We start from the raw sequence: 24,275 nt of genomic DNA on the forward strand, positions 1-24,275 counted from the left end.
CGACTATACAGCAATAGTTATGCATGAGAACCGATATTTATGCATAACCTTGCTTCCCCGCTTCGCGGTATCCCTAGGATGGTGACAGCATCGGGAGCCGGACGCGCCGGCTCCTGGAAAGGGGAGCAATGACGCACGCAATCGTCGCACGGCAGGCAGGCGGACCGGAAGTCCTCGTCTACGAGGAAGCGGAACCCCCCGTGCCGGGGCCCCGGCAGCTGCTGGTGAAGGTGCGGGCGGCAGGCGTCAATTTCATCGACACGTATAAGCGCAGCGGCACCTACAAGGTCCCGTTCCCCTTCACCCCGGGATCGGAAGCCGCAGGAACGGTGGAGGCAGTGGGTGAAGGGGTTACCGCCTTCTCCGTTGGCGACCGGGTAGCCACTGCCGAGGGATTCGACTGCTATGCGGACTACATGCTGGTGGCCGAGGACACCGCATTGCCCGTTCCCCGCGGTCTGGACGACTTCACGGCAGCAGCACTTCCCCTGCAGGGGATGACGGCGCACTTCCTGATGAATTCCACCTTCAAGGTGGAGCCCGGGCACACCGTCCTGCTGCATGCCGGCGCAGGCGGCGTGGGGCTGCTCCTGATCCAGCTGCTGAAGGCCAGGGGCGCAGAAGTGGTCACCACCGTCTCCAGCGAGGAAAAGGAGCAGCTTGCACGGGGGGCCGGCGCTGACCATGTGGTGCGGTACGACCGGTTCGCACAGCACGTCAGGGACATCACCGGCGGCAGGGGCGCAGACGTGGTGTACGACGGCGTGGGAAAGGACACCTTCGACGGCTCCCTCGACGCCCTTCGGGTGCGCGGCACGCTGGTGCTCTTCGGCGCAGCCTCCGGCCCCGTTCCTCCCGTTGACCCGCAACGGCTCAATTCCGGCGGATCCCTGTTCCTCACCAGGCCCACCATCGCCCACCATCTGAGGGATGCTGCCGAGCGGCGCTGGCGCTCGGACGAGATCTTCGCAGCTGCCGCTGACGGAAGCCTGAAGGTCCGGGTCGGCGCCCGCTATCCGCTGTCCCAGGCGGCACAGGCCCATCGGGACCTGGAGGGCCGGCGCACCACGGGCAAGGTGCTCCTGGTTCCGTAAGCCTCCGCTCCGCAGTGGCCAACGGCACCTGCTGAATGAACAAGAGGTGAACGGCCGGACTGCATGAACGCCGAGTTTGGCCGCGGGGTACATCTTCTGTTCATCTGGCACAGGCAAAATGCCCCAGTGACTCAGCAGCAGGTCCCCCTTGAGGATGTCCCTTCCACGTATCCGCCCCAGATGCCGGGGTCCCTGGCCGCTCCCCCGGCCCGGACGCTGATCGACATCCTGCAGGACACTGCGGCCCGCTACCCGGAGGCATCCGCCCTGGACGACGGCCGCCGCCCGCTCAGTTACGCCCAGCTGATGGCTGAAGTCCGGGCGGCGGCCCGGCGGCTCCACCAGGCCGGCCTCGGCGCCGGGGACAAGATAGGCGTGCGGATCCCGTCGGGGACCAACGAGCTGTATGTTGCCATCCTCGCGGTGCTCCTGGTGGGCGCGGCCTACGTACCCGTGGATGCGGACGATCCGGAGGAGCGCGCCCGCCTGGTCTTCAGGGAAGCCAGGGTGGCCGGTGTCCTGGAAGCCGGTGGCGCGCTCCGCGGCGTGGACCTCGTGCCCGCCGGCCGTACGGCACCGTTTGCCGGTGCCCGGCCGCCTGCCCCCGACGACGACGCCTGGGTCATCTTCACCTCCGGATCCACCGGCACGCCGAAGGGCGTTGCCGTCAGCCACCGCTCGGCAGCAGCCTTTGTGGATGCCGAGGCAAGGATCTTCCTCCGGGATGAACCCCTGGGCCCCCAGGACCGGGTCCTGGCCGGACTCTCGGTGGCCTTCGACGCGTCCTGCGAGGAGATGTGGCTTGCCTGGCGCCACGGGGCATGCCTGGTCCCCGCACCCCGGGCGCTGGTGCGCACCGGCATGGACCTCGGCCCGTGGCTGATCAACCACGGGATCACCGCCGTCTCCACCGTTCCCACGCTTGCGGCACTCTGGCCCGCCGAATCGCTTGAGAACGTCCGACTGCTGATTTTCGGCGGGGAGGCCTGCCCGCCGGAGTTGGCCGGGCGCCTTGCGGTGGAGGGCCGGGAGGTCTGGAACACGTACGGCCCCACGGAAGCAACCGTGGTAGCCTGCGCCGCCCCGCTGGGCGGTCCGGGACCTGTCCAGATCGGCCTGCCACTCGACGGCTGGGACCTGGCCGTCGTCGACCCGGACGCCGTGCCGGTGGCCGAGGGCGAAGTAGGGGAGCTGATTATTGGCGGCGTGGGGCTGGCCCGCTACCTCGACCCCGCCAAGGACGCAGAGAAATACGCGCCGATGCCGAGCCTGGGCTGGGAGCGTGCCTACCGTTCCGGGGACCTGGTCCGGTTTGAGCAGGCGGGCCTGGTCTTCCAGGGCCGGGCCGACGAGCAGGTGAAGCTCGGCGGCCGCAGGATTGAGCTGGGCGAGGTTGATGCGGCGCTGCAGGCCCTTCCCGGCGTTGCCGGCGCTGCCGCCGCCGTCCAGACCACCGCAGCCGGAAACCAGATCCTGGTGGGCTACCTTGCCCCGGTTTCGGGGCAGGACCTCGACCTGGCCGCTGCCCGCGGGCAGCTGGCCGCCACCCTGCCGGCAGCGCTGGTTCCGATGCTCGCGGTGGTGGACTCGCTGCCCACCAAAACCAGCGGCAAAGTGGACCGCCATGCCCTGCCTTGGCCCCTGCCCGGCGCGGGCGCCGCTGAGGCGGACGCCGCGCCGCTGAACCTGCCCGAAGACGCTGCCTGGATCGTGGAGCAGTGGAGCGCCGTCCTGGGTAGCCCTGTGACCTCCCTCGACGCCGACTTCTTCGCCTACGGCGGCGGTTCGCTCTCCGCAGCCCAGCTGGTATCGGCGCTGCGCGTGCGGTACCCGACCATCACCGTGGCGGACATCTACGCCACCCCCCGCATCGGCGCCCTGGTGGAGGCAGCCCGGCTGTCCCTTCCGGACGGCGCCACCGCCCCCGCACCCGACCGCCAGGTCCGGCCCACCGCACGGAAGTCCCAGGTTTTCCAGACCCTGATGGGCGTACCGCTGCATGTGCTGGTGGGGATGCGCTGGCTGACTTTCCTCATGGCCGGCAACAACATCCTTGCCGCGCTGGCCGGGTTCACCGCGGCAGCCACGGTCTCCTGGTGGTGGGTGGCGGCTTCCTGGCTGGTCTTTGTCAGCCCTCCCGGCCGGATGCTGATCTCGGTGGCCGCTGCCAGGTTCCTGCTTCGAGGCGTCAAACCCGGAACCTATCCGCGCTCGGGGCGGGTTCACCTGCGCCTCTGGCTGGCCGAGCAGATTCAGGACCTGTCCGGCGCCATCAGCCTGGCCAGCGCACCGTGGATCCCCTCCTACGCGCGGGCACTGGGAGCCCGGATCGGCAGGGACGTCCAGCTCCACTCGCTGCCGCCCGTCACAGGCCTGCTGTCCCTGGGCAGTGGCGCCAACGTCGAGCCCGAGGTTGACCTGTCCGGCTGGTGGATCGACGGCGACAACGTGCACATCGGTGCCATCCGGATCGGCGCCGGGGCCACGGTGGGCGCGCGCAGCACGCTGATGCCCGGTGCAGCCATCGGAGCGGGCGCCCAGGTGGAGGCCGGTTCCGCCGTGCTCGGCAAGGTGAAGGCAGGCCACCTGGTGGCCGGGTCCCCCGCGCAGCGGCGCGGCAAGGCCAAGCGGTCACTGCCTGATGCCCCTGCCCGGACCCAGCTTCAGGCCAGGCTGTGGTTCGCCGGGTTCGCCGGCGCATCCGCCTGCCTGGCGGTTCTCCCCTATCTTTCCGCTGCCGCCGCTGTGGGCGTGGCGTATCTGTTCATCCAGGGCAGCACATCGCTCTCGGCTGCGCTGCCGCAGCTGGCCCTGGCGTTGCCGTTGTCCGCCCTGGCCTGGTTCCTCAGCAACGCCCTGCTGGTCCTGGCCACAACCCGGCTCCTGAGCATCGGCCTCACCGAGGGCTACCACCGGGTCCGAAGCCGCGTGGGCTGGCAGGTCTGGGCCACGGAACGGGTGCTGGACCTGGCGCGGGACCTGCTGTTCCCCGTCTACGCCAGCCTTTTCACCCCTGTGTGGCTGCGCCTGCTGGGAGCGAAGATCGGCCGGAACGTGGAAGCGTCCACGGTGCTGCTGATCCCCTCGATGACGACCGTTGGCGAGGGGGCCTTCCTGGCGGATGACACCATGGTGGCCTCGTACGAGCTTGACGGCGGCTGGCTGCGGGTGGCGCCGGCCAAGATCGGCAAACGCTCCTTCCTGGGCAACTCGGGCATGACCGCTGCCGGGCGGAGCGTGCCCAAGAACTCGCTGGTGGCGGTCCTGTCCGCCACCCCGGCAAAGGCTAAGTCCGGCACGTCATGGCTGGGCAGCCCCCCGGTCCGGCTGCGCCGAACCGCCATCGCCTCGGACGATACCCGCACCTACCAGCCGCCGCTCCGGCTGAAGGTGGCGCGCGCCCTGTGGGAGCTCTGCAGGTTTGTCCCGGTGATGCTCTCGGTAGCGATTGCCGCCGGCATTATCCTGGCCTTTGACCAGCTGGCCACGGCGTTCAACTACGGGGTGGCCGCCCTCCTCAGCGGCGTGGTCGTGCTCCTGGCCGGTGCGGTGGCGGCCGGGGCCTCCGTCCTTGCCAAGTGGGTACTGGTGGGCCGGATCCAGGCCGGCGAAAACCCGCTGTGGAGTTCCTTCATCTGGCGCAATGAGGTGGTGGACACCTTCATCGAAATGGTCAGCGCGCCGTGGTTCGCCCGCGCCGCCACGGGTACCCCCGCACTGGTCTGGTGGCTGCGTGCCCTTGGCGCCAAAATCGGCGCGGGCACCTGGTGCGAAAGCTACTGGCTGCCGGAAGCCGACCTGGTGACCCTCGGCCGGAACGCCACCGTCAACCGTGGCTGCGTGGTGCAGACCCACCTCTTCCACGACCGCGTGATGAGCATGGACGCTGTTACGCTCGAGGACGGGGCAACCATGGGCCCGCACGGGGTGATCCTTCCGCAAGCCGCTATTGGGGCCGGCGGCACTGTGGGCCCGGCATCGCTGGTGATGCGCGGCGAAACAGTACCGGCCGGGACGTACTGGATGGGCAACCCGGTCAGTCCCTGGAGCGGTCCCGCACAGCGTTGAACAACCCAAAGGTATTGATGAGTTTTCCAGCAGGAGCCGGCGGAAGCGTCCCGGCAGCGACCCTTCCCGCGGTTCCCGACCCCTACCTGCCCGGGGCGGGAAGCAACGCCTACCGGGTTGAACGCTACGAACTGGAGCTTGACTACAAAGTCAGCAGCAACCGGCTCAGCGGCCGGGCGGTGCTGTACGGCGTTGTCCAGGCGCCGGCGTCGGCCATTGTCCTGGACCTGGCCGGCAACCTGCGTGCCACCAAGGTGCAGCTGGACGGGCGGAAGGCGGGGCGCTTCAGCCAGCGCGCCGGCCAGCTGGTGGTGGCCGGGCAAGCCGGCCTGCGGCCCGGGCAGCGCTTCACGCTGGATATCCGCTACGAGGGCAACCCGGCACCCCGGCGGGGACTCTGGGGCGAGGTGGGCTGGGAGGAGCTATCCGACGGCGTCCTCGTGGCGGGCCAGCCCAACGGAGCTCCCTCCTGGTTCCCGTGCAACGACCACCCCCGGAACAAGGCCAGCTACCGGTTCACGGTCACTACGGACGCGAATTACCGGGCGGTCTGCAACGGCATCTTCCAGTCCCGGACCACGCGCTCCAGCCGTGAGACCTGGGTCTACGAGCAGGCGGAGCCGATGGCCAGCTACCTTGCCACCGTGCAGATCGGCCGGTACGGGCTGCTCGAACTGGACCCGGGCGGGGCCGGTTCCACCGTGCCGCAACTCGTGGCCGTTGCCCCGGACCTCGCAGACAAGGCACGGGCAGGACTTGCCCTGCAGCCGGCCATGATGCGTTCCTTTGCCCGTTGCTTCGGCCCTTACCCGTTCCCCGGCTACACCGTGGTGGTGACGGAGGACGAACTGGAAATCCCGCTGGAGGCGCAGGGCCTGTCCATCCTGGGCCCGAACCACCTGGACCCGGACTGGGAGTCGCAGAGGCTGATTGCGCACGAACTCTCGCACCAGTGGTTTGGAAACTCGCTGACGACGGCAACCTGGCAGGACATCTGGCTGCACGAGGGCTTTGCCTGCTATGCCGAGTGGATCTGGTCGGAGGAAGCGGGCATCATGCCGTCGGCTGCGCGGGCTGAAGCCGCCTGGCACCGGCTGCGGGCGGACGCGCAGGACATCCTGGTGGGTGATCCGGGCCCGGAGCACATGTTCGATGACCGGGTATACAAGCGGGGGGCGCTGGCAGTGCACGCCGTCCGGATGGCGTGCGGGGACCTCGCGTTCTTTGCCCTGCTGCAGGAATGGACCGCTGCGCACCGGTACGGGTCGGTTGGCACGCCCGACTTCATCCTCGCGGTCAACCGGGCCACGGCAGTCGACGCCGAGGCGCTGCTGCACCCGTGGCTCTACGAAGAACCACTGCCGCCGCTGCCGCTGGCCAGGGTTTCCTAGCCTGACAGTGCGACGGCGGCCGCCAGGTTCGCAGGCAGGCCGGTTTCAGCGCAGGGCAGGTCCCGAACCCCGGCACGCGCCAGGACATCGACATCGGACGGCGCCCTCCGCAGTCCTTCCCCGGTCATTTTCAGCCAGGCTTCCTTGCGGGCCCACAGGCGGGCCCGCTCCGTGAGCAGGGCAGTTCCGGAAAGGTGCCGCACTGCCCACTGCTCGTCGGGGGTAAGCGCCAGCGCCGCAAAGCCGGCAAAGCCGGTCCGTGCGGGATCCTCGATATCCACGCCCAGCCGGAATGCGGGCGCAGCATCGATTATGGCAACGAGCAGGGTCCACCCGGCAGCCCGGGAGGCACTGAACGCCACAGGTGCCGGAACGCCGTCGAGCAGGTAGCCCGGCCGCCCGTGGCTGACGTCCGGTCCAGTGCCGCAGGCAGGACAGCTGTAACTGGCGGCCAGGCGTTCGGGGCCCATCCCCAGGAGGCCAGCCACGAACAGCCGCTGCTCAAGCCGCCCGGCCAGGAAGCGGTCCCGCGCCTCCGGTTCCATGGCCCGGGCGCGCGCCAGTTCAGGGCCATCCAGGACCGCTTCGGCGTCCCGTCGGACCCGTTCGGTTTCCCCGGGCACAGCAAAGGGCGGGACGGCACGCACCACTAGATCCGGAGCCATGCCGCCCCGCCCCTGAAAAGCCGCCTGTGCAAGGCTGCCCTGCTGAGAGACTGCCCTGGCCGCCGTTAGCGCTGCACTGCCCCGAACCGTTCCGCGGCGAGGGCCACTGCACTTTCGCGCGCAGCCGACGCTTCGTCGGCCGTCAGGGTCCGGTCCGCGGCGCGGAAGCGCAGCCCGAAGGCCAGCGACTTCTTGCCGTCCTCGATCCCCTTGCCTGCATAGACGTCAAAGAGTGCAACGTCCTCCAGCAGTTCGCCGGCTCCCTCGCGGAGCGCAGCCAGCACGTCGTCCGCAGGGACATCGGCGGGCACCACGAGCGCCACGTCCTGGGTGGCCACAGGGAACGGGGAAATGTGGCGGGCAACAATGACATCCGGCGCGGCCTCGAACAGCGCGTCGGCGTTGAGTTCCAGGGCCACGGACCGCGCGGGCATGTCCGCGGCAGCAAGCAGCTTGGGGTGCAGCTCGCCCGCGTAGCCCACCACTTCGCCGCTGCGCAGCGACAGCCGTGCAGCACGGCCCGGGTGGAACGCCTGGTGGCTGCCCTGCGTCACCACCAGCTCGACGCCGAGCACGTCACCGGCCAGGCGGGCGACGTCCAGCGCATCCGCCCAGTCCCAGGCCCGGGGTGCGTGGGCGGCTGCTGCCGGCGAATCGTGCCCGGTGAGGACCGCGGCGACGTGGAACGGCTGGGCCGGAACGCCGTCGTACAGCGCATCCAGCACCTCATCGGCGGGCTTGGCGCCCAGCGGCGGGATGGAGGGGGTGCCCACCGTCCCGCCGGGCAGGAAGACCAGGCCGGACTCGAACAGCGCCAGGTCCCGGAAGCCGCGCGAATGGTTGCGCTTGGCCACCTCGATCAGTCCCGGCAGGATGGAAGTGCGCAGGTAGCCCTGCTCCTCGCTGATCGGGTTGGCCAGCTTCACCGCGCTGCGGGCAGCACCTTCCTCGGCCACACCGAAAGTGTCGTTGGCTGCCTTGGAGACGAACGGGTAGGACAGCACCTCGGTGAGCCCGGCGTCCGCCAGCGCCTGGATAAGGCGGCGGCGCTGCTGCTGCACCCGGGTCAGGCCGCGGCCCGGAGGGGCCACGGGCAAGGTGGCGGGGATCTTGTCGTAACCCACCAGCCGGGCAATCTCCTCGGAAAGGTCTTCCTTGGTCTCCAGGTCGTGGCGCCAGCTCGGGGCAGTCACGGTCCAGCCGCCGTCGTTCTTCACGACGGCCGCGCCCAGGTCCTCCAGGGACGTGACGATCTGTTCCTCGGTGAAGTCGATGCCGATCCGGGCCGCGGCAAAGCCTGCAGGCAGCTCGATGGTCACGGTGTCCGGGGCGGTGCCCACGTCCGTGCCGGTCGTGTCGGCCGTGCCGCCGGCAAGCTCCACCAGCAGGTCCACCACACGCTGGGCCGCCACGCCGGCTACCTGCCAGTCGACGCCGCGCTCGAACCGCTTGGACGCTTCGGACGGCAGCTTGTGGCGGCGCCGGGACCGGGAGATGGACACTTCGTCGAAGTGCGCGGCCTCCACCAGGATGTTCGACGTCGAATCGCCCACCTCGGTTGCCGCCCCGCCCATCACGCCGGCGATGCCGATGGCGCCCGAGTCATCGGTGATGAGCAGGTCCTCGGCGTCGAGGGTGCGCTCCTTGTCATCCAGGGTGGTGATCTTTTCACCGGCGGCGGCGCGCCGCACCACGATGTCCCCGGAGAGCTTGTCCAGGTCGTAGCAGTGCGTGGGCTGGCCCAGTTCGAGCATGACGTAGTTGGAGATGTCTACCGGCAGCGAGATGGATCGGATGCCGGCCAGCCGCAGCCGGGACACCATCCAAGGCGGGGTGGGGCGGGTGGCGTCCACGCCGCGGACGGTGCGTGCCACGAAGCGGTCGCAGCCGGGCTTGCCGTAGATGGGCGCGTCGTCGTTCAGTTTGACGCCGTAGCCGCCGGAGAGCTCCGCCGGGACCTGGACCTTCGCCGCAGGATCGGTAAAGGCGGTGCCGGTGGCGTGCGCGTACTCGCGGGCGACCCCCCGGATGGAGAAGGCGTAGCCGCGGTCCGGGGTGACGTTGATTTCGGCGGCCTGGTCGTAGAGGCCCAGGAGCTCCATGGCGTTGGTGCCGACCTCGGGGTCCAGGCCGATGCGGGACAGCACCAGGATGCCGTCGTGGTCCTCGCCGATGCCCAGTTCCCGCACCGAGGCAATCATGCCGGCGGACAGGTGGCCGTAGGTCTTCCGGGCGGAGATCTGGAAGTTGCCGGGCAGAACGGCGCCTGGAAGGGTGACCACAACCTTGTCGCCTTCAACGAAGTTGTGGGCGCCGCAGATGATTCCCTGCACGCCGGACGGGTCGATGCCCTTGCCGGTGAGCTTCTGCTCCTGCCCTTCCGGGACAACCCGGACCTGGCACCAGTTGATGGTCTTGCCGTTGGTCTGCGGTTCCTTGACCAGGCTCAGGACCTGGCCCACCACGATGGGGCCCTCCAGGGCATCGGTGGGACGGTGCACGTCCTCCTCTTCGAACCCGACCTTGACCAGCTCGGCCATGACGTCTTCAGCCGTTGCTCCGGCCGGTACCTCTGCGAATTCACGCAGCCAGGAAAGTGGGATACGCACTGTTAGATCTCCATCCCGAAGTGCTCGCTGAAACGTACATCGCCTTCGATCATGTCGCGCATGTCGCCCACCTCGTTGCGGAACATGAGGGTGCGCTCGATGCCCATGCCGAAGGCAAAACCTGAATAGACGTCCGGGTCGATGCCCGCGGCGCGGAGCACGTTGGGGTTGACCATGCCGCAGCCGCCCCATTCGATCCAGCGCGGGCCGCCCTTGGCGCCGGGGTGGAAGATGTCCAGCTCGGCGGACGGCTCAGTGAACGGGAAGTAGTTGGGACGCAGCCGGATCTGGGCCTCGTCACCGAACATCTGGCGGGCGAAGTGCTCCAGCGTGCCGCGGAGGTCGGCCATGCTGAGGTTCCTGTCGATCGCCAGGCCCTCGAACTGGTGGAACACCGGGGTGTGGGTGGCATCCAGTTCGTCGGTCCGGAACACCTTGCCCGGGCAGAGCACATAGATGGGCACCTCGCGCTCCAGCATGGAGCGCACCTGTACCGGCGAGGTGTGCGTGCGCATCAGGAGGTGGGCTTCGGGGGGCTCCACGAAGAAGGTGTCCTGCATTTCGCGCGCCGGGTGGTCCGGCTTGAAGTTCAGGGCATCGAAGTTGAACCATTCCGACTCGACTTCCGGGCCCTCGGCGATTTCCCAGCCCATGCCCACGAAGATGTCCGCCACGCGGTCCTGAAGCGTGGACAGCGGGTGCCGGGCACCGGCGCGACGGCGGCGCGGAGCCGCCGTGACGTCCACGGTCTCCTCGAGGAGGATCCGCGCATCGTTTTCCGCTTCCAGCACGGCCGTGCGGTCGGCGAGCGCCTTGTTGACCCGTCCGCGGGACGCGCCCATCAATTTACCGGCGAGCGCCTTCTGGTCTTTCGGCAGCTTGCCGATCTCACGGTTGGCAAGGCTGAGCGGGGACTTCTCCCCCGTGTGCGCGAGCCTCACCGCCTTCAGCTCGTCAAGGGTGGCCGCACCGGCAATGGCGGTGATGGCCTGGTCTACAGCGGCGTTGATGGCGGCTTCATCCGTGGGGTTCGGTGCAGCGGCGCCCGGCAAAGTTTCAGTCATCTACTGTTCTTAGCTACGAGTCGTGGCTGCCGGCGAGCAGAGCACCCTGCACGGTTTCCCGGCGGCGCGTCCGTCACTGGCAGGTCATGGATGAATGCCCTCAAATTCAGTTCATTCAATGACCAGGTCAGGGCCCGTCGGAGAAACCGGCAGGCACTGCCCTCCAGTCTAATTGAACCCTCCGGCTACCATGGCCTCATGACACTGCGGCGGCGCCCGGGATCCCTACCGCCCCTGACCGCTGCCCAGCGGCTGCGGCGGGCAGTCAACCTGGCCAACGGCAGCACCGTGCTGGGACTCGCGGTTGCCGCCGTTGCGCGTATACGGCCTGTCGCCGGACCGCGCGGACTGGTGCTGGCCGGCGGATACCGCTGGCGCCTGCCCTTCGCCCGCGCCTTCACCCTTGGCAACGTGGTGCTGTCCCGCGGCCCGGCCGAGGACCTGCTGTCCATGCCCGGGTTGCTTGGCCACGAGGAGCGGCACTGCACGCAGTACGCCTGGTGCGGTGGCGTTCCTTTCCTTCCCCTGTATCTTCTGGCCGCGGGCTGGTCCGTCCTGCGGACCGGGAATCCGGGGACCGCGAACCTCTTCGAGCGGCACGCGGGACTGGCCGCCGGCGGCTATCCTTCCCGCGCCTCCACCCGGCCCGGTTCGAAGCGCAGGACCGCGGGCCACCGGGAAGCAGGGGCGTGACCGTGGGCGCTGCGGACAGCCTGGAACAGAAGGGCCCTGCCGGCACTGTCACGGTGACAGGAACCGGGCGGGCGGAAGCAGCCCCTGACCTGACGCTCGTTACCCTGGGCGTGGAAACCCGGGCCGCTTCCGTCGACGCCGCCTATTCCGGTGCGGGCGCAGCCCTGGCATCGGTTACCGAAGCCCTGCGCGCCCGGGGCGTGGCGGCGGCGGACATCCAAACCACCGGCCTGAATGTGCGGGCGGACTACGTGTGGCGCGAGGGCGAAGGGCAGCAGGTGACAGGCTATGTGTCCTCCAGCTCGCTTGCTGTCCGGCTGCGGGATATCGCCGCCGTGTCCGCGCTCATCGCCGAAGCTGTCAGGGCAGGCGGCAACGACGTGCGCCTCAACAACCTTCAACTCACCCTTGCCGATGATTCGGCGGCCAGGGAGCGCGCCCGGGCGGCCGCCTGGGAAGACGCGCTGCGGGCTGCGCGCCAGTTCGCCGGCCTGGCCTCAGCCAGGCTGGGCCGTGTGCTGTCCGTGACCGAACACGCCCCCGGACAGGTACCGGTTCCCCTGGCAGGCTTCCAGCGCGCCAGCGCGGCCGAGGCCATCGCGGTGGAGCCCGGGACAAACCGGCTGGAAACGGCGGTAACGGTGGCTTGGGAACTCGAAAGTTTGCCGCCCGCCTAGATCCGCCGGCCTTGACATTTATTCGAACATGTTTTCGAATGGGGCTATGAGATGGGACGCCCAAGCACTGGTTCCGGCCCCGGCCGCGGAAGCCGGCGGTCCGGGTCCCGCCCTCCTCCCACTGGCGGGGCTGGTTCGCTCGGTCACCACCCCGGAATTCGCCGGGATCACCTTCCATGAGGTCACTGCAAAATCGGTGCTCAACAGGGTTCCGCCAGGTTCACGCATGCCATTTGAATGGACGGTCAACCCTTACCGCGGCTGCAGCCATGCCTGCGTCTACTGCTTCGCGCGCAAGAGCCACACCTACCTGGACTTCGACGCCGGCCTGGACTTTGACAGCCAGGTGGTGGTCAAGGTGAACGCGGCTGAGGTCCTTCGTAAGGAACTGGCCAAACCGTCGTGGACACGGCAGCAGGTGGCGCTGGGCACCAACACGGACCCCTACCAGCGGGCCGAGGGACGGTACAAGCTCCTGCCCGGCATCATCTCCGCACTGGCCGATTCAGGCACTCCCCTGTCCATCCTCACCAAGGGCACGTTGCTGGCGCGGGATATCCCGCTGCTGAAAAGTGCCGCCACCCAGGTTCCGGTGGGGCTCGGAATATCGCTGGCCATGACCAACGAGGCCCTTTCCGAAGCGATCGAGCCGGGAACCCCGGGGCCGCGTGCACGGCTCAAGCTGGTGGGCCGGCTTCGCGAGGCCGGCCTCCCCTGCGGGGTGATGGCCATGCCTATCCTTCCCTGGCTTTCGGACAGCGACGAAGCGCTGGACGCGCTCTTCGCCTCGCTGGCGGCGGCAGGCGCAACGGGCGTGACGGCCGGAGCCCTGTACTTGAAGCCCGGTACCCGCGAATGGTTCCTGAAGTGGCTTGCCGCAAACCATCCCGAACTGGTGGCCCGCTACCGTCAGCTGTACGGCGCCGGATCCTATGCATCCAAGGAGTACCGGGGCTGGCTTGCCGCCAAGGTCCGCTATTTCAAGGCCAGGCACGGGTTCACGCATTCCTCCGGATTCAGCCACCGGGACCTGGACGATCCCCGTGGAGAGGAAGCGGAGTATCCGGCAGGCATCATTCCGGAAGCTTCAGGAAGCCCGGCGGCGGGACCCGTCCGGCCCGGCGGACAAGCCGGGCAGCCAACCCTTTTCTAGGCCTGCCCAATCCCCGGGTGCCGCGCGTTTCCCGGTGTTGCACAAGTTGGCGGCCCAGAGTGTGCGCGTGCTAGTTCCGGCTCCCGCCGGCAGGCACTGACACCTTGTCGAGCAGCGCGCGGACAATCGGGAAGTCCGCGGGGATCCAGGGCAGGCCAAGCACGGCGGCAGGATCGGCAAGCGGTACCCAGCGAAGTTCATCGTGGTCTTCCAGGGGCCGGGGTTCTCCACGGGTGACCTCCGCGAACCACACCCGCATGGCGGCGCGCTCATTCAGCGGCCAGCCGCCGGTATCTGCGGCGGGCAACTCGTTGCCCAGCCTGACCCCCACGTCCAGCTCCTCGAGCAGTTCCCGCACGAGTGCCGTCTCGGCGTCCTCGCCCGGCTCCACCTTGCCGCCGGGGAATTCCCACATGCCCGCAAGGCTTTCGGGCGCGCTTCGCCGCGCCACCAGCAGCATCGCCGGTTCAGCCAGGCTGTCCACGATGGCTCCGCCCACAACCCGTATCAGTTCAGTCACCGCCCCATTCTATGGGGGACAATGGGAGCACCCGGAGTCCCTCCCTGCCGGGACGGGGAATACAGCTTCCCCCTCCAGGGTTTCCGCCTTCGGACCCCGTCCTTCCCGCCCCACCGCCGTGGCAGCACCAGTTCCGTCAGCAACCCCTTTCGAAAAGCAGGCATATGAGCAGCGCCCTCTCCACGTCCACGGCAGCCCCCACCACCTCCCCCAACCTGGCCATGGCCATCATTGCCCTTGCCATGGGCGGCGTGGGCATCGGCGTCACCGAATTCACCATGATGGGCCTGCTGAAGGAAGTGGAACAGGGCCTGGGCATCAGCACCCCCGAGGCCGGGCACCTCATCTCCGCCTACGCGCTGGGCGTGGTGGTGGGGGCGCCCCTGCTCGCCGCCGTGGGTGCCAGGCTTCCTCGCAAGCATCTTGCCCTCGGCCTGATGCTGTTCTTCACCGTGGCAAACCTGACCTCCTTCCTGGCACCGGACTACGGGACCATGCTGGTGTCCCGCTTCGCTGCCGGCCTGCCCCATGGCGCCTTTTTCGGCGTGGCGGCGGTCATCGCCGCCTCCCTGGTTCCGCCCACCAGGCGCGGCTGGGCCATCTCCATGGTGATGGCGGGGTTGAGCATTTCCAATGTGGTTGGCGTGCCGTTCGCCACCTGGTTGGGCCAGACCTACGGCTGGCGGCTGCTCTTTGTCCTGGTGGGCTTCATCGGGCTGCTGACGTTGGCCCTGATGTGGCGCTTCGTCCCGTTCCAAGCCGCCCACCCCGACGCGAGTATCATCCGGGAACTCGGTGCGCTGAAGCGGCTCCAGGTGTGGCTGGCCATCCTGATTGGTGTGGTGGGATTCGGCGGCTTCTTTGCCACCTACACGTACATTGCGCACACCATGACCCTGGTTGCCGGGATCCCGTCCTCCCTGATTCCCTTGGTGGTGGCGCTCTACGGGCTTGGCATGGTGGCTGGAAACATCGTGGGCGGGCGGATCGCTGACAAGTCGGTCATGGGAACCCTCTACAAGGTGCTGCCCGCCATCTCAGTGGCACTGGTGGTCTACGCGGTGGCCGCACACTGGCCTTGGTCGGCCTTTGCCATGGTGTTCGTGGTGGGCGCGTCCGGGTCCATGCTGATCCCCGCCCTGCAGACCCGGCTGCTGGACGCATCCCCGGATGCCCCCTCGCTGGCGTCGTCCCTGAACCACGCCGCCCTGAACGTCGCCAATGCCCTGGGTGCCTTCCTGGGCGGACTGGTCATCGCGCTGGGCTGGGGCTACGTGGCACCGGCCCTGGTTGGTGCCGTCCTCGCCATCCTGGGACTCGGCGTCGCCATTCTCAGCGGCATGCTGGAACGCCGGAAGCCCTTGCCTGCCTGAGCCCCGGCCGTAACCGAAAGGGAACTCCCCACAATCCTGGCCCCACTGGCAAGGTCACGGAACAGCCTCCACCCCGTGCCCCATGAACGGGCTCCAATGGACTCCCGGCGCCCGTAGGGCAGATTCAAGCGGGCGCCGGAAGTGGCCCTAATCCTGCTGACATCAAGGGGCCGTTATGTTAGCTTGAGGCTCATCGGGACGATTAAATCCCGGTAACCGTAAGGAGGAGACATGGGTTTTCTTGCTTGGATTATTCTCGGCCTCATCGTAGGTGCCATCGTCAAGGCGGTCATGCCCGGACGGGTCGGCGGCGGTTGGGTCACCAGCCTGGTACTGGGCGTTGTGGGCGCCATCGTTGGCGGCTGGATCGGCAGCCTCGTGTTCAACCGGGGCGATCTGGCCTTCTTTGACCTCGGCACCTGGATTCTCGCTATCGTCGGCGGCCTTGTTGTTGCCGGCATCTACGGGGCCATCACCGGACGCGGGAAGGCCACCCGCGCACCCTGATGCGTCCCGTCAAGTGAAGTTCATTGGCACCAAGGGCCCCGGACGTTTCCGGGGCCTTTACTTGTGCCCGGCATGCCCCCAAAGCACCAGGATCAGGTGGGGACCCCGAACGTCAGGTGGTGACTGCGGCCGGCTGCTGTGAACGCGCACTCGCGTAGAGGCACACTGTGGCGGCGGTGCCCAGGTTAAGGCTTTCCGCAGCACCGTAAACGGGAACGGCAACCCGGTGGTCAGCCAGTGCCAGCTCGTCCGGGGAGAGTCCCTGCGCTTCGTTGCCGAACAACCAGGCGGTGGGTGCAGCAAGGTCGTACGCGGATTCCGGACCGGCACCGGTAAGCCTGCGCCTGGCGTTCTCGTCCTGCAGCGCGTCCAGGTTCAGAGTGCCATAACCGTCAGCAGCCAGGATGCCGATCCCCCTGGCCTTGCAGGCCGCAGCAACTGCTGCAGCATCCGCCCCCAGCACCACCGGCAGATGGAACAGGGAACCGGCTGTCGAGCGGACGGCCTTGGGATTGTAGATGTCCACGCTGGAAGCGGTGAGGACAACTGCGTCGGCACCGGCCGAGTCGGCCGCCCGCAGGACTGTTCCAGCGTTCCCCGGGTCGCGGACCTGGCAGAGCACGGCGATCAGGCGGGGCCCGGCGTCGAGCACGTCTTCCAGTGCCACGTCCAGGAAGCGGCACACGGCGATGATGCCCTGCGGGTTGACAGTGTCCGCCATCGCGGCAAGGACCTCGTCCGTGGCGAGACGGGCGTTGGTTCCCGCGGCCAGCTCCTCGAATTCCGGAAAGCGGTCCAGACATGCCTCGCTGGCGAACACCTCGGAGACCACGCCAGGGGCTCCTGCGGCAAGGCGCTCCTGGTGCAGTTTCAACGCCTCGCGCACGGCCTGCGGCCCCTCGGCCAGGAAGTGCCCACGCTTTAAACGGGCCGGGCGCCCTGCAAGCTTTGCCACGTCCCTGACCCGATCAGCTCGGGGGTTGGACAGTGGAAAGTCTTGCGGGCGCCCGGTTTTGTTCATAGAAGAACTCTAGTGGCTGCTGCCACCGGTTCCTGAACTGCCCCTGAGGCGGGGAGGACTGCTACTTAGCAGCAACAACCTTCTTGGCGGAGGTGTCGGCCGGCAGCGAGTCCTTGGCGACCTGGACCAGCGCAGCGAAAGCGTTGGCGTCGGAGACAGCCAGCTCTGCAAGCATGCGGCGATCAACCTCAACCTCAGCAGCCTTCAGGCCCTGGATCAGGCGGTTGTAGGTCAGGCCGTTCGCACGGGAGGCAGCGTTGATGCGCTGGATCCAGAGGCGGCGGAAGTCGCCCTTCTTCTTCTTGCGGTCGCCGTAGCTGTACACAAACGAGTGCAGCAGCTGCTCTTTGGCCTTGCGGTAGAGGCGCGACCGCTGTCCGCGGTAGCCCTTCGCCCGTTCAAGGACAACCCGGCGCTTCTTGTGGGCGTTGACCGCCCTCTTCACACGTGCCACGTGCGTACTCCTTCAAAATCTGATCCCAAGCATCTACTGCCGGAGTTCCGGCGGCCTGAGAAGGCTTTTTTACAGGTGGCCGGCACCAGTCAGTGCCAGCCAAAGAACTTGGAAATTAGATGCCGAGCATCTTCCGGATGACCTTGGCGTCACCCTTGAAGACGATCTTGTCGCCGGCAAGGCGGCGGGTCAGACGGCTGGACTTGTGCTCCAGGTAGTGGCGGCGGTTAGCCTGCTGGCGGCGCAGCTTGCCGCTGCCGGTCAGCTTGAAGCGCTTCTTAGCACCACTGTGGGTCTTCATCTTCGGCATGGGAACCGATCTCCTTACGTTTCCGCAGGCTATGCCTGCAGCTCTATCACGCAGCCGCCCTGTGAAGGGCGGCATGCTGGTTGCTGTCTGCCGTCGGGCGGAACCTACGGCAGCTGTGAACTAAGTGGTCTTCTTGCCAGCCGGCTTCGGCACTGCCTTGGGGGCAGGGCGTGCAGCAGGCTTCGGCGCCGCAGGCCTGGCCACCGGCTTCGGCGGCGCAGGAACAGCTGCCGGTTTGGGAGCCGCAGCCGCCGGAGCAGCCTCAGACTTTTCCGTTGCTGCCGGCTTGGGAGCCGGCACGGCAGCCTTGGGGGCTTCCCGCTTCGGAGCCTCCTGCTTGGGGGCTTCCTGCTTCGGAGCCTCCTGCTTGGGGGCCTCCTGCTTGGGGGCCTCCTCCTGGGGTGCTTCCGGAGTTTCCGCGGGTGCTTCGGCTGCGGCTGCAGGCTCGACGGCGGGGGCCAGCGTCTGCTCCGGAGCTTCGGCGGGTGCTTCCGCTTCAGTCGACGTCGTGAAACCTTCAGGCAGCAGGTCGGCCAGTGACTGCGTCATGGGTGCCTGGTCCTGGCCGGAAACGTCGATCCGGCCGGCTGCCTTGGCTTCGTTCTGCGCCTTCGCTTCCGCACGCTGCGTTGCGCGGCGCGCCTCGGCCTTGGCTTCAGCCTTGTTCTTCAGCGGGCCGACCACCATGACCATGTTCCGGCCGTCGATGCGGGGGCTGGACTCGACTACGCCGACCTCGGCGACGTCGTCGGCAAAGCGCTGGAGCAGGCGGATACCCATTTCCGGGCGCTGCTGCTCGCGGCCACGGAACTGGATCATGGCTTTGACCTTGTCCCCGGCACCGAGGAAGCGCAATGCGTGTCCGCGCTTGGTCTCGTAGTCGTGGGTGTCGATCTTCAGGCGGAAACGGATTTCCTTCAGAACGGTGTTCGTCTGGTTCTTCCGGGCTTCACGTGCCTTGACCGCGGCCTCGTACTTGTACTTGCCGAAGTCCATCAGCTTGCACACCGGAGGCTTCGCCTGAGGTGCAACTTCAACGAGATCAAGGTCGGACTCGGCAGCCAGACGCAGGGCATCCTCGATACGGACGATGCCTACCTGTTCACCTGCAGGGCCGACCAGCCGCACCTCGGGGACGCGGATACGCTCATTGATTCTTGGCTCGCTAATGTTAAAGCTCCTGTTTTTGTTGTGGAATCCGGCAAATAGAGAAGGCCCCCAATTGCCGGAGCAATCGAAGGCCTCTTGGCGGCTGGTACATGCAAGCCCCACAAGGGGACCGCATGCATGGTTCCGGCGTCCACCGGGGCCATGCCCAACCAGTACCCGGCAACCTTGAGTTCCGGAAGTGTTCTGGTGAACCTTTGGAACAGCGGCTGACGCGGGTGGGAGAGAACTCCGCTTGCAAACTGCATGCCATTCTACAGAAAAAATTCCCGTCAGCGCCGGAAAGCGCCGGTGGGAACCTGGTCTTTAAAATAACGACATCCAGTTGGTCTGTGTCAAGCTTACCAGTATGAGCACGCCAGACAGTAATTCATACGTTTTCGACTCCGCCGGCTCCGGCGCCGATGTCTCCCAACAGATCCGGGATATTTCCGAAGTGCCGGCCATCGAGGTCATCACCACCGCCGCTGTCCACCTGATGAGCGCCGCCGCGGTCAAGCTTGGCCTTGCCGCCGAGGAAAACGCCGCGGAGCTGAAGGACCTGGACGAGGCGCGCAAGCTGATCACTGCCCTGGCGGGCCTGGTGACTGCCGCTGCACCGGAGATCGGTTCGCAGCACGCAGGACCCTTGCGCGACGGGCTGCGCTCGCTCCAGCTTGCTTTCCGCGAAGAGTCCCTGATCCCGGATGCCCCGGGCAAGGGTCCGGGCGAGAAGTACACGGGGGCCGTCAACTAAGGCAGCACACTCCCGGCAAACCGCGACGGCGGGCCGACCTTCCGGGGCCGGCCCGCCGTCGTCGTTCCCAGGAGTTTTCGTCCAGATAAGTCGACCTGCAGGCCCCGGAAATCACCATATCTGGACAAAAACCCGGGGGGAGAAATAGGGGGCGGCTCAGGCCGCAGCCTTCCGGCGGCGCAGCTGGAGGACCAGGCCCACCAGGCAGAGGACCACGCCGGCGACTCCCACGGACACGAAGCCGCCGGAGGAGCCCATAACGTCGATGAACACCCCGGCGAGCGGCGAGCCGAGCGCGACGCCCGCGGTGAGCGCTGAGCCGTACCAGCCCATTGCCTCGCCGCGGCGTTCCTCGGAAACGAGGTCCGCCACCTTCTCCGAGGCCGCGGACAGCACCGGAGCGCACAGCAGCCCCGGCAGGACGGACAGCAGTGCCAGCGTCCAGGTGTCCGAGGAAAACCCCATGGGGATGGTGAGGGCGGCCATGCCGAGCAGCAGGAGGATCGGTGGCACCGGCCGGTGCATGGCACCGTACAACAGCCCTCCCACCACCGAGGCCGCGCACCAGAACAGGAAGACGATGCCGATCTCGCTCTGCCGGCCCCCTGTTTCCAGGGCTGCCACGATGCCTACGTCGGTGCCGCTGAGGACCATTCCGGCGCCCGCGGCGACGGCGAAAAGCGCAGCCACGGTTGCCGTGAACCAGGCGAAGTTGTGGCTGACCTTGCCGCGGAGGCCGGACGGCGCCCGGGAGGCGGCGGGACCCAGTTCGGCGGCCGCTTCCTGCAGGTGGGCCGGGGCAGCGGCCACCATGGCAGCCTCTGCTGCATGGCGCTGGTCAGCCTGGCTCTCTTCCTTCTGTCCTGGTGCCTGTTCCGGGCTGCGGGTGGGCGGGTTGAACCAGATCAGGAAAAGCCCCGCCAGCGAGGTCGCCAGGCCCACGACCGTCAGGCCGGCCGTGGTGAAGCCGCTGGTGGCGACCACCGCACCGGCGGCCGGTCCGATCATGAACACCATTTCGGTGGTGATCGCGTCAAGGGCGTAGGCGGTTCGCCGCTGGTCGCCGTCGGCCAGCACGCCGAGGGACTGGCGCACCACGCTGAAGATGGGAAGGGTCAGCAGGCCGCCCACGAAGACCAGCGGGAGGAGCCACTGGTAGGACACGTGCGGGACGATGGACCAGATCACTGCCTCGGAGATGACGGACGGGACCAGAGCTTTACGCAGCCCGGCGGTGTCCACCCTGCGGCCACGCCAAGGGGCGCCCAGGGCGATTCCGAGGGTCATGACCGCGGCCGCGGCACCGGCGGCAGCGTACCCCTGCCCGAGCGTCAGGACGATATGGAGGGTCAGCAGCACGCCGGCGGCCGAGTGGGGTATCCGGGCAATCATGCCCACGAGGAGCAGCCTCCGGATGGGCCGGACGGCCAGCAGCTCCCGGTAGAGGGCGAAATTCACGAGGTGGTCCTTACGTCTGCCGCAGCGGACCGGGGATCATCCCGCCTGGCTGCCGGCTACTCTGCTGCGCGCCGCAGCTTGATCTCGATTGAGTCGACGCGCTCCCCAAACAATACATTCCGCGACCACTCCGCCTGGAGTCCGGCCACCAGCTGCTGGACGCCGGCAGCGTCAAGGCCGTCTTCGAGGTAGAGGACCACCTGCAGTTCGGGTCCGGCTCCGCCGCCCGGAATGGCTGTCCCGTCAGCCGCTCGCGCCGCCACTCCCCTGCCGGGCAGCAATTCGATCCGGCGGACTGCAGGGAAGCTGCCTGCCGCCCGTCCCATTTCTTCGGCAAGGCCCGCGTCCAGGTACGAGGGAACCCAGTCCTGCTGCTGGGCAAGGGCCCAGACTGCGGGCCGGCGGACCACGAAAGTTACGTCGGCGCCCGGGTCCAGCACCAGGAGTTCCGCGCCCTCGGCCACTGCGGACAGTGCCGCACGAGCGGCATAGACGGCGACGGGGCGGGCCTCGGGGTGCCAGGCGGAAAGCGCCGCGGCCGACGTAAAGGCGGGCATGGCGGTCCTGCCGTCCGCGGCTTTCAGCGTGACCAGGGCCATGTCCGCCTGCTTGTCGGCCTGCAGGCCATGGGACGACTCTTCCTCTTCGGCCAGCTGGGCCACGATGGGGATGAAGACGCGTGCCGTGGCGAGGGATGCGACGACGGACGATTCGCTGCCCGTGCCTGCCCGGAGGTCGGCCACCGCGGTGAGGTAGCCGGCGTCGGCCGTTCCGTCGTCGTCCTCGAAGTTGTGGATCTTCGCGTCGTCACCGGCGAGGCTGCGGCCGGCCCACGGCCTGCCTGCCGAATCCGTTGCTCCCCCGGCGCCCGCCAGCGCGGCAGCAATGTGCCCGGGCAGTTGGCGTGGCGGGGGTGTCCCTGGTTCGCTGGCCATACGGCTGCTTCCGTGCTGTCCGCGGCCTAGCGGCGGCCGGCGACGTCGAGGGCTTCGGGCAGCGTGAAGGCGCCCGCGTAGAGTGCCTTGCCCACAATGGCGCCTTCGACGCCGAGGGGAACCAGGGAGCGCAGCACCTTCAGGTCGTCCAGGCTGGAGATGCCGCCGGAGGCCACCACAGGCTTCCCCGTCTTCTCCACCATCTGGCGCAGCAGTTCCACGTTGGGGCCCTGCAGCGTTCCATCCTTGGTGACGTCCGTGACGACATACCTTGCGCAGCCGGCGTCCTCGAGCCGGTCCAGGACCTCCCAGAGGTCCCCGCCTTCCTTGGTCCAGCCACGCCCTGCGAGGGTGGTTCCGCGGACGTCAAGGCCGACGGCGATCTTGTCGCCGAAGCGCTCAATGACCCGCCGGGTCCATTCAGGATTTTCCAGCGCGGCGGTGCCGAGGTTGACGCGGGCTACGCCGAGGCCAAGGGCGGCCTCAAGGGATTCGTCGTCGCGCAGACCGCCGGAGAGTTCCACCTTGATGTCCAGCCGGCCTACCACTTCCCGCAGCAGCTCGGCGTTGGACCCCCGGCCAAAGGCCGCGTCCAGGTCCACCAGGTGCACCCATTCGGCACCCTGCTGCTGCCAGTTGGTGGCGGCCTCCAGCGGTGTGCCGTAACTCGTCTCGCTGCCCGCTTCCCCCTGGACCAGCCGGACGGCCTGCCCGTTCACGACGTCGACGGCGGGCAGCAGTTCAAGGACCGGCAGATCGTTTGCGGTGGTCATGTTCTTCCTCAGGGTTGGGTGCGGGGGTTGGCGGGGCGCGTTCAGGTTGCCGGCAGCGTCAGCAGGTAGGCGGCCAGCAGGGACATGCCCGCCAGGACGTAGAACGATATCTGTGTCCACAGCGGCTTGTGCTGCTGCCGGAAGGACAGGGCTCCGCCTACCAGCAGGCCGGCCAGCCCCATCAGGACAATGGACCACATCTAGGCAGGACCGCCGGCCGGGTCCGACTGGCTGCCGGAGGCAGGCTGGGCCGCGGGCCGGTGCAGGGCCTCCACCCAGTTCCGCAGCAGGCGCGCGCCGGCATCCCCCGACTTCTCGGGGTGGAACTGCGTAGCGCAAAGCGGGCCGTTTTCGACGGCGGCGATGAACGGGGCACCATGCTCGGACCAGGTGACCAGGGGCGGCGCCATGCGCGGCTGGATGACGTCGAAGTTCCATTCCTGCACACCGTAGGAATGCACGAAGTAGAAGCGTTCGTTCTCGACGCCGGCAAAGAGCTTCGAGCCTTCCGGTACCTTGACGGTGTTCCAGCCCATGTGCGGCACCACATCGGCGGGCAGGAGTTCCACCTTGCCGGGCCACTCCCCGATGCCTTCTGCCTCCGTGCCGTGTTCCACGCCTGCCTCGAAGAGCACCTGGAGGCCGACGCAGATACCGAGGACGGGCTTGCCCCCGGCAACCCGTCGTCCGATGAGTCGGATGCCGTCGACGGCCTTCAGTTCGCGCATGACGGTTTCGAAGGCGCCGACGCCCGGGACCACCAGGCCGTCAGCGTTCAGGACGTCCTCGGGCTTGGCGCTGAGCACTACCTCGGCGCCGGCCCGTTCCAAAGCACGCACGGCCGAGCGGACGTTCCCCGAACCGTAGTCCAGCACCGTGACGGTGGGCTTTCCTTCAGGGGAAGGCAGCTTCCGGCTGGCGGACGGATCGATAATTGCGCCGTCCTTCAGGACCTGGCCGCTCACAGGGCACCCTTGGTGGAGGGGATGCCTTCCACCCGGGGGTCCGGTTCCACGGCTGCCCGCAGGGCGCGCGCGAACGCCTTGAACTGGGCCTCCACGATGTGGTGCGGGTCGCGGCCAGCGATGACGTTCATGTGCAGGCAGATGCCGGCGTGCAGGGTGATCGCCTCGAAGACGTGGCGGGTCAGGGAGCCAGTGAAGTGGCCGCCGATCAGGTGGTACTCCTGGCCCGCAGGCTCGCCGCCGTGCACAAGGTAGGGCCGGCCTGACACGTCCACGACCGCGTGGGCCAGTGCCTCGTCAAGGGGAACGGTGGCTTCGCCGAACCGGCGGATCCCCGCCTTGTTCCCCAGCGCCGTGCGCAGCACCTCACCGAACGTGATGGCCACGTCTTCCACGGTGTGGTGGACATCGATGTGGATGTCCCCGGTGGCCTTGACCGTCATGTCGATGAGCGAGTGCTTGCAGAGCGCCGTGAGCATGTGGTCGTAGAAGGGCACGGACGTGTCGATGTCCGAGACGCCGGTACCGTCGAGGTTTATCTCCACGAGCACGGACGACTCACTGGTGGCGCGCTCCATGCGCGCGGTCCGGGCCGCGGCCGTGTTCGATCCGGTGGAACTCATGGTCAGGTGTCCTTTTTGC

23 protein-coding genes are annotated in these 24,275 nt (G+C 68.0%); 9 read left to right on the top strand and 14 right to left on the bottom strand.

Features of this window, described 5'->3' with window-relative positions; all coding sequences use genetic code 11:
* Positions 1 to 128 precede the first annotated feature (128 nt).
* The 3 genes from AC5RT3_RS08765 to AC5RT3_RS08775 all read left to right on the top strand — a co-directional run bounded on the left by AC5RT3_RS08765 (position 129) and on the right by AC5RT3_RS08775 (position 6,553).
* A complete protein-coding gene (locus AC5RT3_RS08765; protein WP_494010392.1) occupies positions 129 to 1,094 on the top strand; it encodes a quinone oxidoreductase family protein in 966 nt (321 codons plus the stop codon).
* 180 nt (positions 1,095 to 1,274) lie between these two features.
* The gene (locus AC5RT3_RS08770; protein ID WP_494124038.1) at positions 1,275 to 5,162 is read left to right on the top strand and encodes a Pls/PosA family non-ribosomal peptide synthetase; all 3,888 of its coding nucleotides are present in this window, start codon (positions 1,275 to 1,277) and stop codon (positions 5,160 to 5,162) included.
* Positions 5,163 to 5,179: 17 nt separating this feature from the next.
* Positions 5,180 to 6,553 (top strand): M1 family metallopeptidase, encoded by a 1,374-nt coding sequence (locus tag AC5RT3_RS08775; protein ID WP_494051600.1) that lies wholly within the window; start codon positions 5,180 to 5,182, stop codon positions 6,551 to 6,553.
* Here the strand turns inward: AC5RT3_RS08775 and AC5RT3_RS08780 are convergent.
* The 3 genes from AC5RT3_RS08780 to pheS form a co-directional block, all read right to left on the bottom strand.
* Positions 6,550 to 7,218: a 4'-phosphopantetheinyl transferase family protein gene (locus tag AC5RT3_RS08780; protein ID WP_494123984.1), complete on the bottom strand. Its 669-nt coding sequence runs from the start codon at positions 7,216 to 7,218 to the stop codon at positions 6,550 to 6,552. The genes AC5RT3_RS08775 and AC5RT3_RS08780 overlap by 4 nt on opposite strands.
* A gap of 65 nt (positions 7,219 to 7,283) precedes the next feature.
* On the bottom strand, positions 7,284 to 9,827 hold the full coding sequence (gene pheT / locus AC5RT3_RS08785) for a phenylalanine--tRNA ligase subunit beta (RefSeq protein WP_494123985.1): 2,544 nt from the start codon (positions 9,825 to 9,827) through the stop codon (positions 7,284 to 7,286).
* 2 nt (positions 9,828 to 9,829) lie between these two features.
* Positions 9,830 to 10,891 carry a phenylalanine--tRNA ligase subunit alpha gene (gene pheS / locus AC5RT3_RS08790; protein WP_009358627.1) on the bottom strand — a complete coding sequence of 354 codons (1,062 nt, stop codon included), beginning with the start codon at positions 10,889 to 10,891 and terminating at the stop codon, positions 9,830 to 9,832.
* A 198-nt stretch (positions 10,892 to 11,089) separates the two neighbouring features.
* Here pheS and AC5RT3_RS08795 point away from each other — a divergent pair, with 198 nt between their 5' ends.
* The 3 genes from AC5RT3_RS08795 to AC5RT3_RS08805 are packed head-to-tail and all read left to right on the top strand — an operon-like array spanning position 11,090 to position 13,414.
* Positions 11,090 to 11,584, top strand: a complete 495-nt coding sequence (locus AC5RT3_RS08795; RefSeq protein WP_494123986.1) for a hypothetical protein — start codon at positions 11,090 to 11,092, stop codon at positions 11,582 to 11,584.
* A complete protein-coding gene (locus AC5RT3_RS08800; protein ID WP_494123987.1) occupies positions 11,581 to 12,261 on the top strand; it encodes an SIMPL domain-containing protein in 681 nt (226 codons plus the stop codon). Before AC5RT3_RS08795 ends, AC5RT3_RS08800 begins: the two co-directional genes overlap by 4 nt.
* 46 nt (positions 12,262 to 12,307) lie before the next feature.
* The gene (locus AC5RT3_RS08805; RefSeq protein WP_494123988.1) at positions 12,308 to 13,414 is read left to right on the top strand and encodes an Rv2578c family radical SAM protein; all 1,107 of its coding nucleotides are present in this window, start codon (positions 12,308 to 12,310) and stop codon (positions 13,412 to 13,414) included.
* Between the two features lie 70 nt (positions 13,415 to 13,484).
* Here AC5RT3_RS08805 and AC5RT3_RS08810 read toward each other — a convergent pair whose 3' ends face one another.
* Positions 13,485 to 13,934 (bottom strand): (deoxy)nucleoside triphosphate pyrophosphohydrolase, encoded by a 450-nt coding sequence (locus AC5RT3_RS08810; RefSeq protein ID WP_494123989.1) that lies wholly within the window; start codon positions 13,932 to 13,934, stop codon positions 13,485 to 13,487.
* Positions 13,935 to 14,098: 164 nt separating this feature from the next.
* Here AC5RT3_RS08810 and AC5RT3_RS08815 point away from each other — a divergent pair, with 164 nt between their 5' ends.
* The gene (locus AC5RT3_RS08815; protein ID WP_494051594.1) at positions 14,099 to 15,307 is read left to right on the top strand and encodes an MFS transporter; all 1,209 of its coding nucleotides are present in this window, start codon (positions 14,099 to 14,101) and stop codon (positions 15,305 to 15,307) included.
* Between the two features lie 231 nt (positions 15,308 to 15,538).
* On the top strand, positions 15,539 to 15,814 hold the full coding sequence (locus AC5RT3_RS08820; protein ID WP_258805493.1) for a GlsB/YeaQ/YmgE family stress response membrane protein: 276 nt from the start codon (positions 15,539 to 15,541) through the stop codon (positions 15,812 to 15,814).
* A 112-nt stretch (positions 15,815 to 15,926) separates the two neighbouring features.
* Here the strand turns inward: AC5RT3_RS08820 and AC5RT3_RS08825 are convergent, their stop codons facing one another.
* From AC5RT3_RS08825 to infC, 4 genes are all read right to left on the bottom strand, one after another.
* Positions 15,927 to 16,835, bottom strand: a complete 909-nt coding sequence (locus AC5RT3_RS08825; protein WP_494051593.1) for a TrmH family RNA methyltransferase — start codon at positions 16,833 to 16,835, stop codon at positions 15,927 to 15,929.
* 61 nt (positions 16,836 to 16,896) lie between these two features.
* Positions 16,897 to 17,289 carry a 50S ribosomal protein L20 gene (gene rplT / locus AC5RT3_RS08830; RefSeq protein WP_009358634.1) on the bottom strand — a complete coding sequence of 131 codons (393 nt, stop codon included), beginning with the start codon at positions 17,287 to 17,289 and terminating at the stop codon, positions 16,897 to 16,899.
* A 115-nt stretch (positions 17,290 to 17,404) separates the two neighbouring features.
* The gene (gene rpmI / locus AC5RT3_RS08835) at positions 17,405 to 17,599 is read right to left on the bottom strand and encodes a 50S ribosomal protein L35 (protein WP_009358635.1); all 195 of its coding nucleotides are present in this window, start codon (positions 17,597 to 17,599) and stop codon (positions 17,405 to 17,407) included.
* Between the two features lie 120 nt (positions 17,600 to 17,719).
* Positions 17,720 to 18,727 (bottom strand): translation initiation factor IF-3, encoded by a 1,008-nt coding sequence (gene infC / locus AC5RT3_RS08840; protein ID WP_494051592.1) that lies wholly within the window; start codon positions 18,725 to 18,727, stop codon positions 17,720 to 17,722.
* Positions 18,728 to 19,115: 388 nt separating this feature from the next.
* Between infC and AC5RT3_RS08845 the strand changes: the two genes are divergently transcribed.
* Complete coding sequence (locus AC5RT3_RS08845) at positions 19,116 to 19,502, top strand: DUF1844 domain-containing protein (RefSeq protein ID WP_009358637.1); 387 nt, start codon at positions 19,116 to 19,118, stop codon at positions 19,500 to 19,502.
* A 156-nt stretch (positions 19,503 to 19,658) separates the two neighbouring features.
* On the opposite strand, the gene AC5RT3_RS08850 is transcribed toward AC5RT3_RS08845, so the two are convergent.
* From AC5RT3_RS08850 to hisB, 6 genes are read right to left on the bottom strand one after another with little or no spacing between them, the layout of a single operon-like run.
* Positions 19,659 to 20,960: an MFS transporter gene (locus AC5RT3_RS08850; RefSeq protein WP_494123990.1), complete on the bottom strand. Its 1,302-nt coding sequence runs from the start codon at positions 20,958 to 20,960 to the stop codon at positions 19,659 to 19,661.
* A gap of 56 nt (positions 20,961 to 21,016) precedes the next feature.
* Positions 21,017 to 21,895, bottom strand: coding sequence for an SseB family protein (locus tag AC5RT3_RS08855; RefSeq protein ID WP_494051590.1), 879 nt, complete (start codon positions 21,893 to 21,895; stop codon positions 21,017 to 21,019).
* Positions 21,896 to 21,921: 26 nt separating this feature from the next.
* Entirely contained in the window at positions 21,922 to 22,668 is a 747-nt protein-coding gene (gene priA, locus AC5RT3_RS08860; RefSeq protein WP_494051589.1) for a bifunctional 1-(5-phosphoribosyl)-5-((5-phosphoribosylamino)methylideneamino)imidazole-4-carboxamide isomerase/phosphoribosylanthranilate isomerase PriA, read from the bottom strand.
* Positions 22,669 to 22,709: 41 nt separating this feature from the next.
* Positions 22,710 to 22,868: a hypothetical protein gene (locus AC5RT3_RS08865; RefSeq protein ID WP_494010407.1), complete on the bottom strand. Its 159-nt coding sequence runs from the start codon at positions 22,866 to 22,868 to the stop codon at positions 22,710 to 22,712.
* Positions 22,869 to 23,633, bottom strand: coding sequence for an imidazole glycerol phosphate synthase subunit HisH (gene hisH / locus AC5RT3_RS08870; protein ID WP_494123991.1), 765 nt, complete (start codon positions 23,631 to 23,633; stop codon positions 22,869 to 22,871).
* Complete coding sequence (gene hisB, locus AC5RT3_RS08875; RefSeq protein ID WP_133349866.1) at positions 23,630 to 24,256, bottom strand: imidazoleglycerol-phosphate dehydratase HisB; 627 nt, start codon at positions 24,254 to 24,256, stop codon at positions 23,630 to 23,632. Before hisB ends, hisH begins: the two co-directional genes overlap by 4 nt.
* Between the last annotated feature and the right edge of the window lie 19 nt (positions 24,257 to 24,275).

The sequence above is a fragment of the Arthrobacter sp. Y3221159 genome (assembly GCF_059089885.1).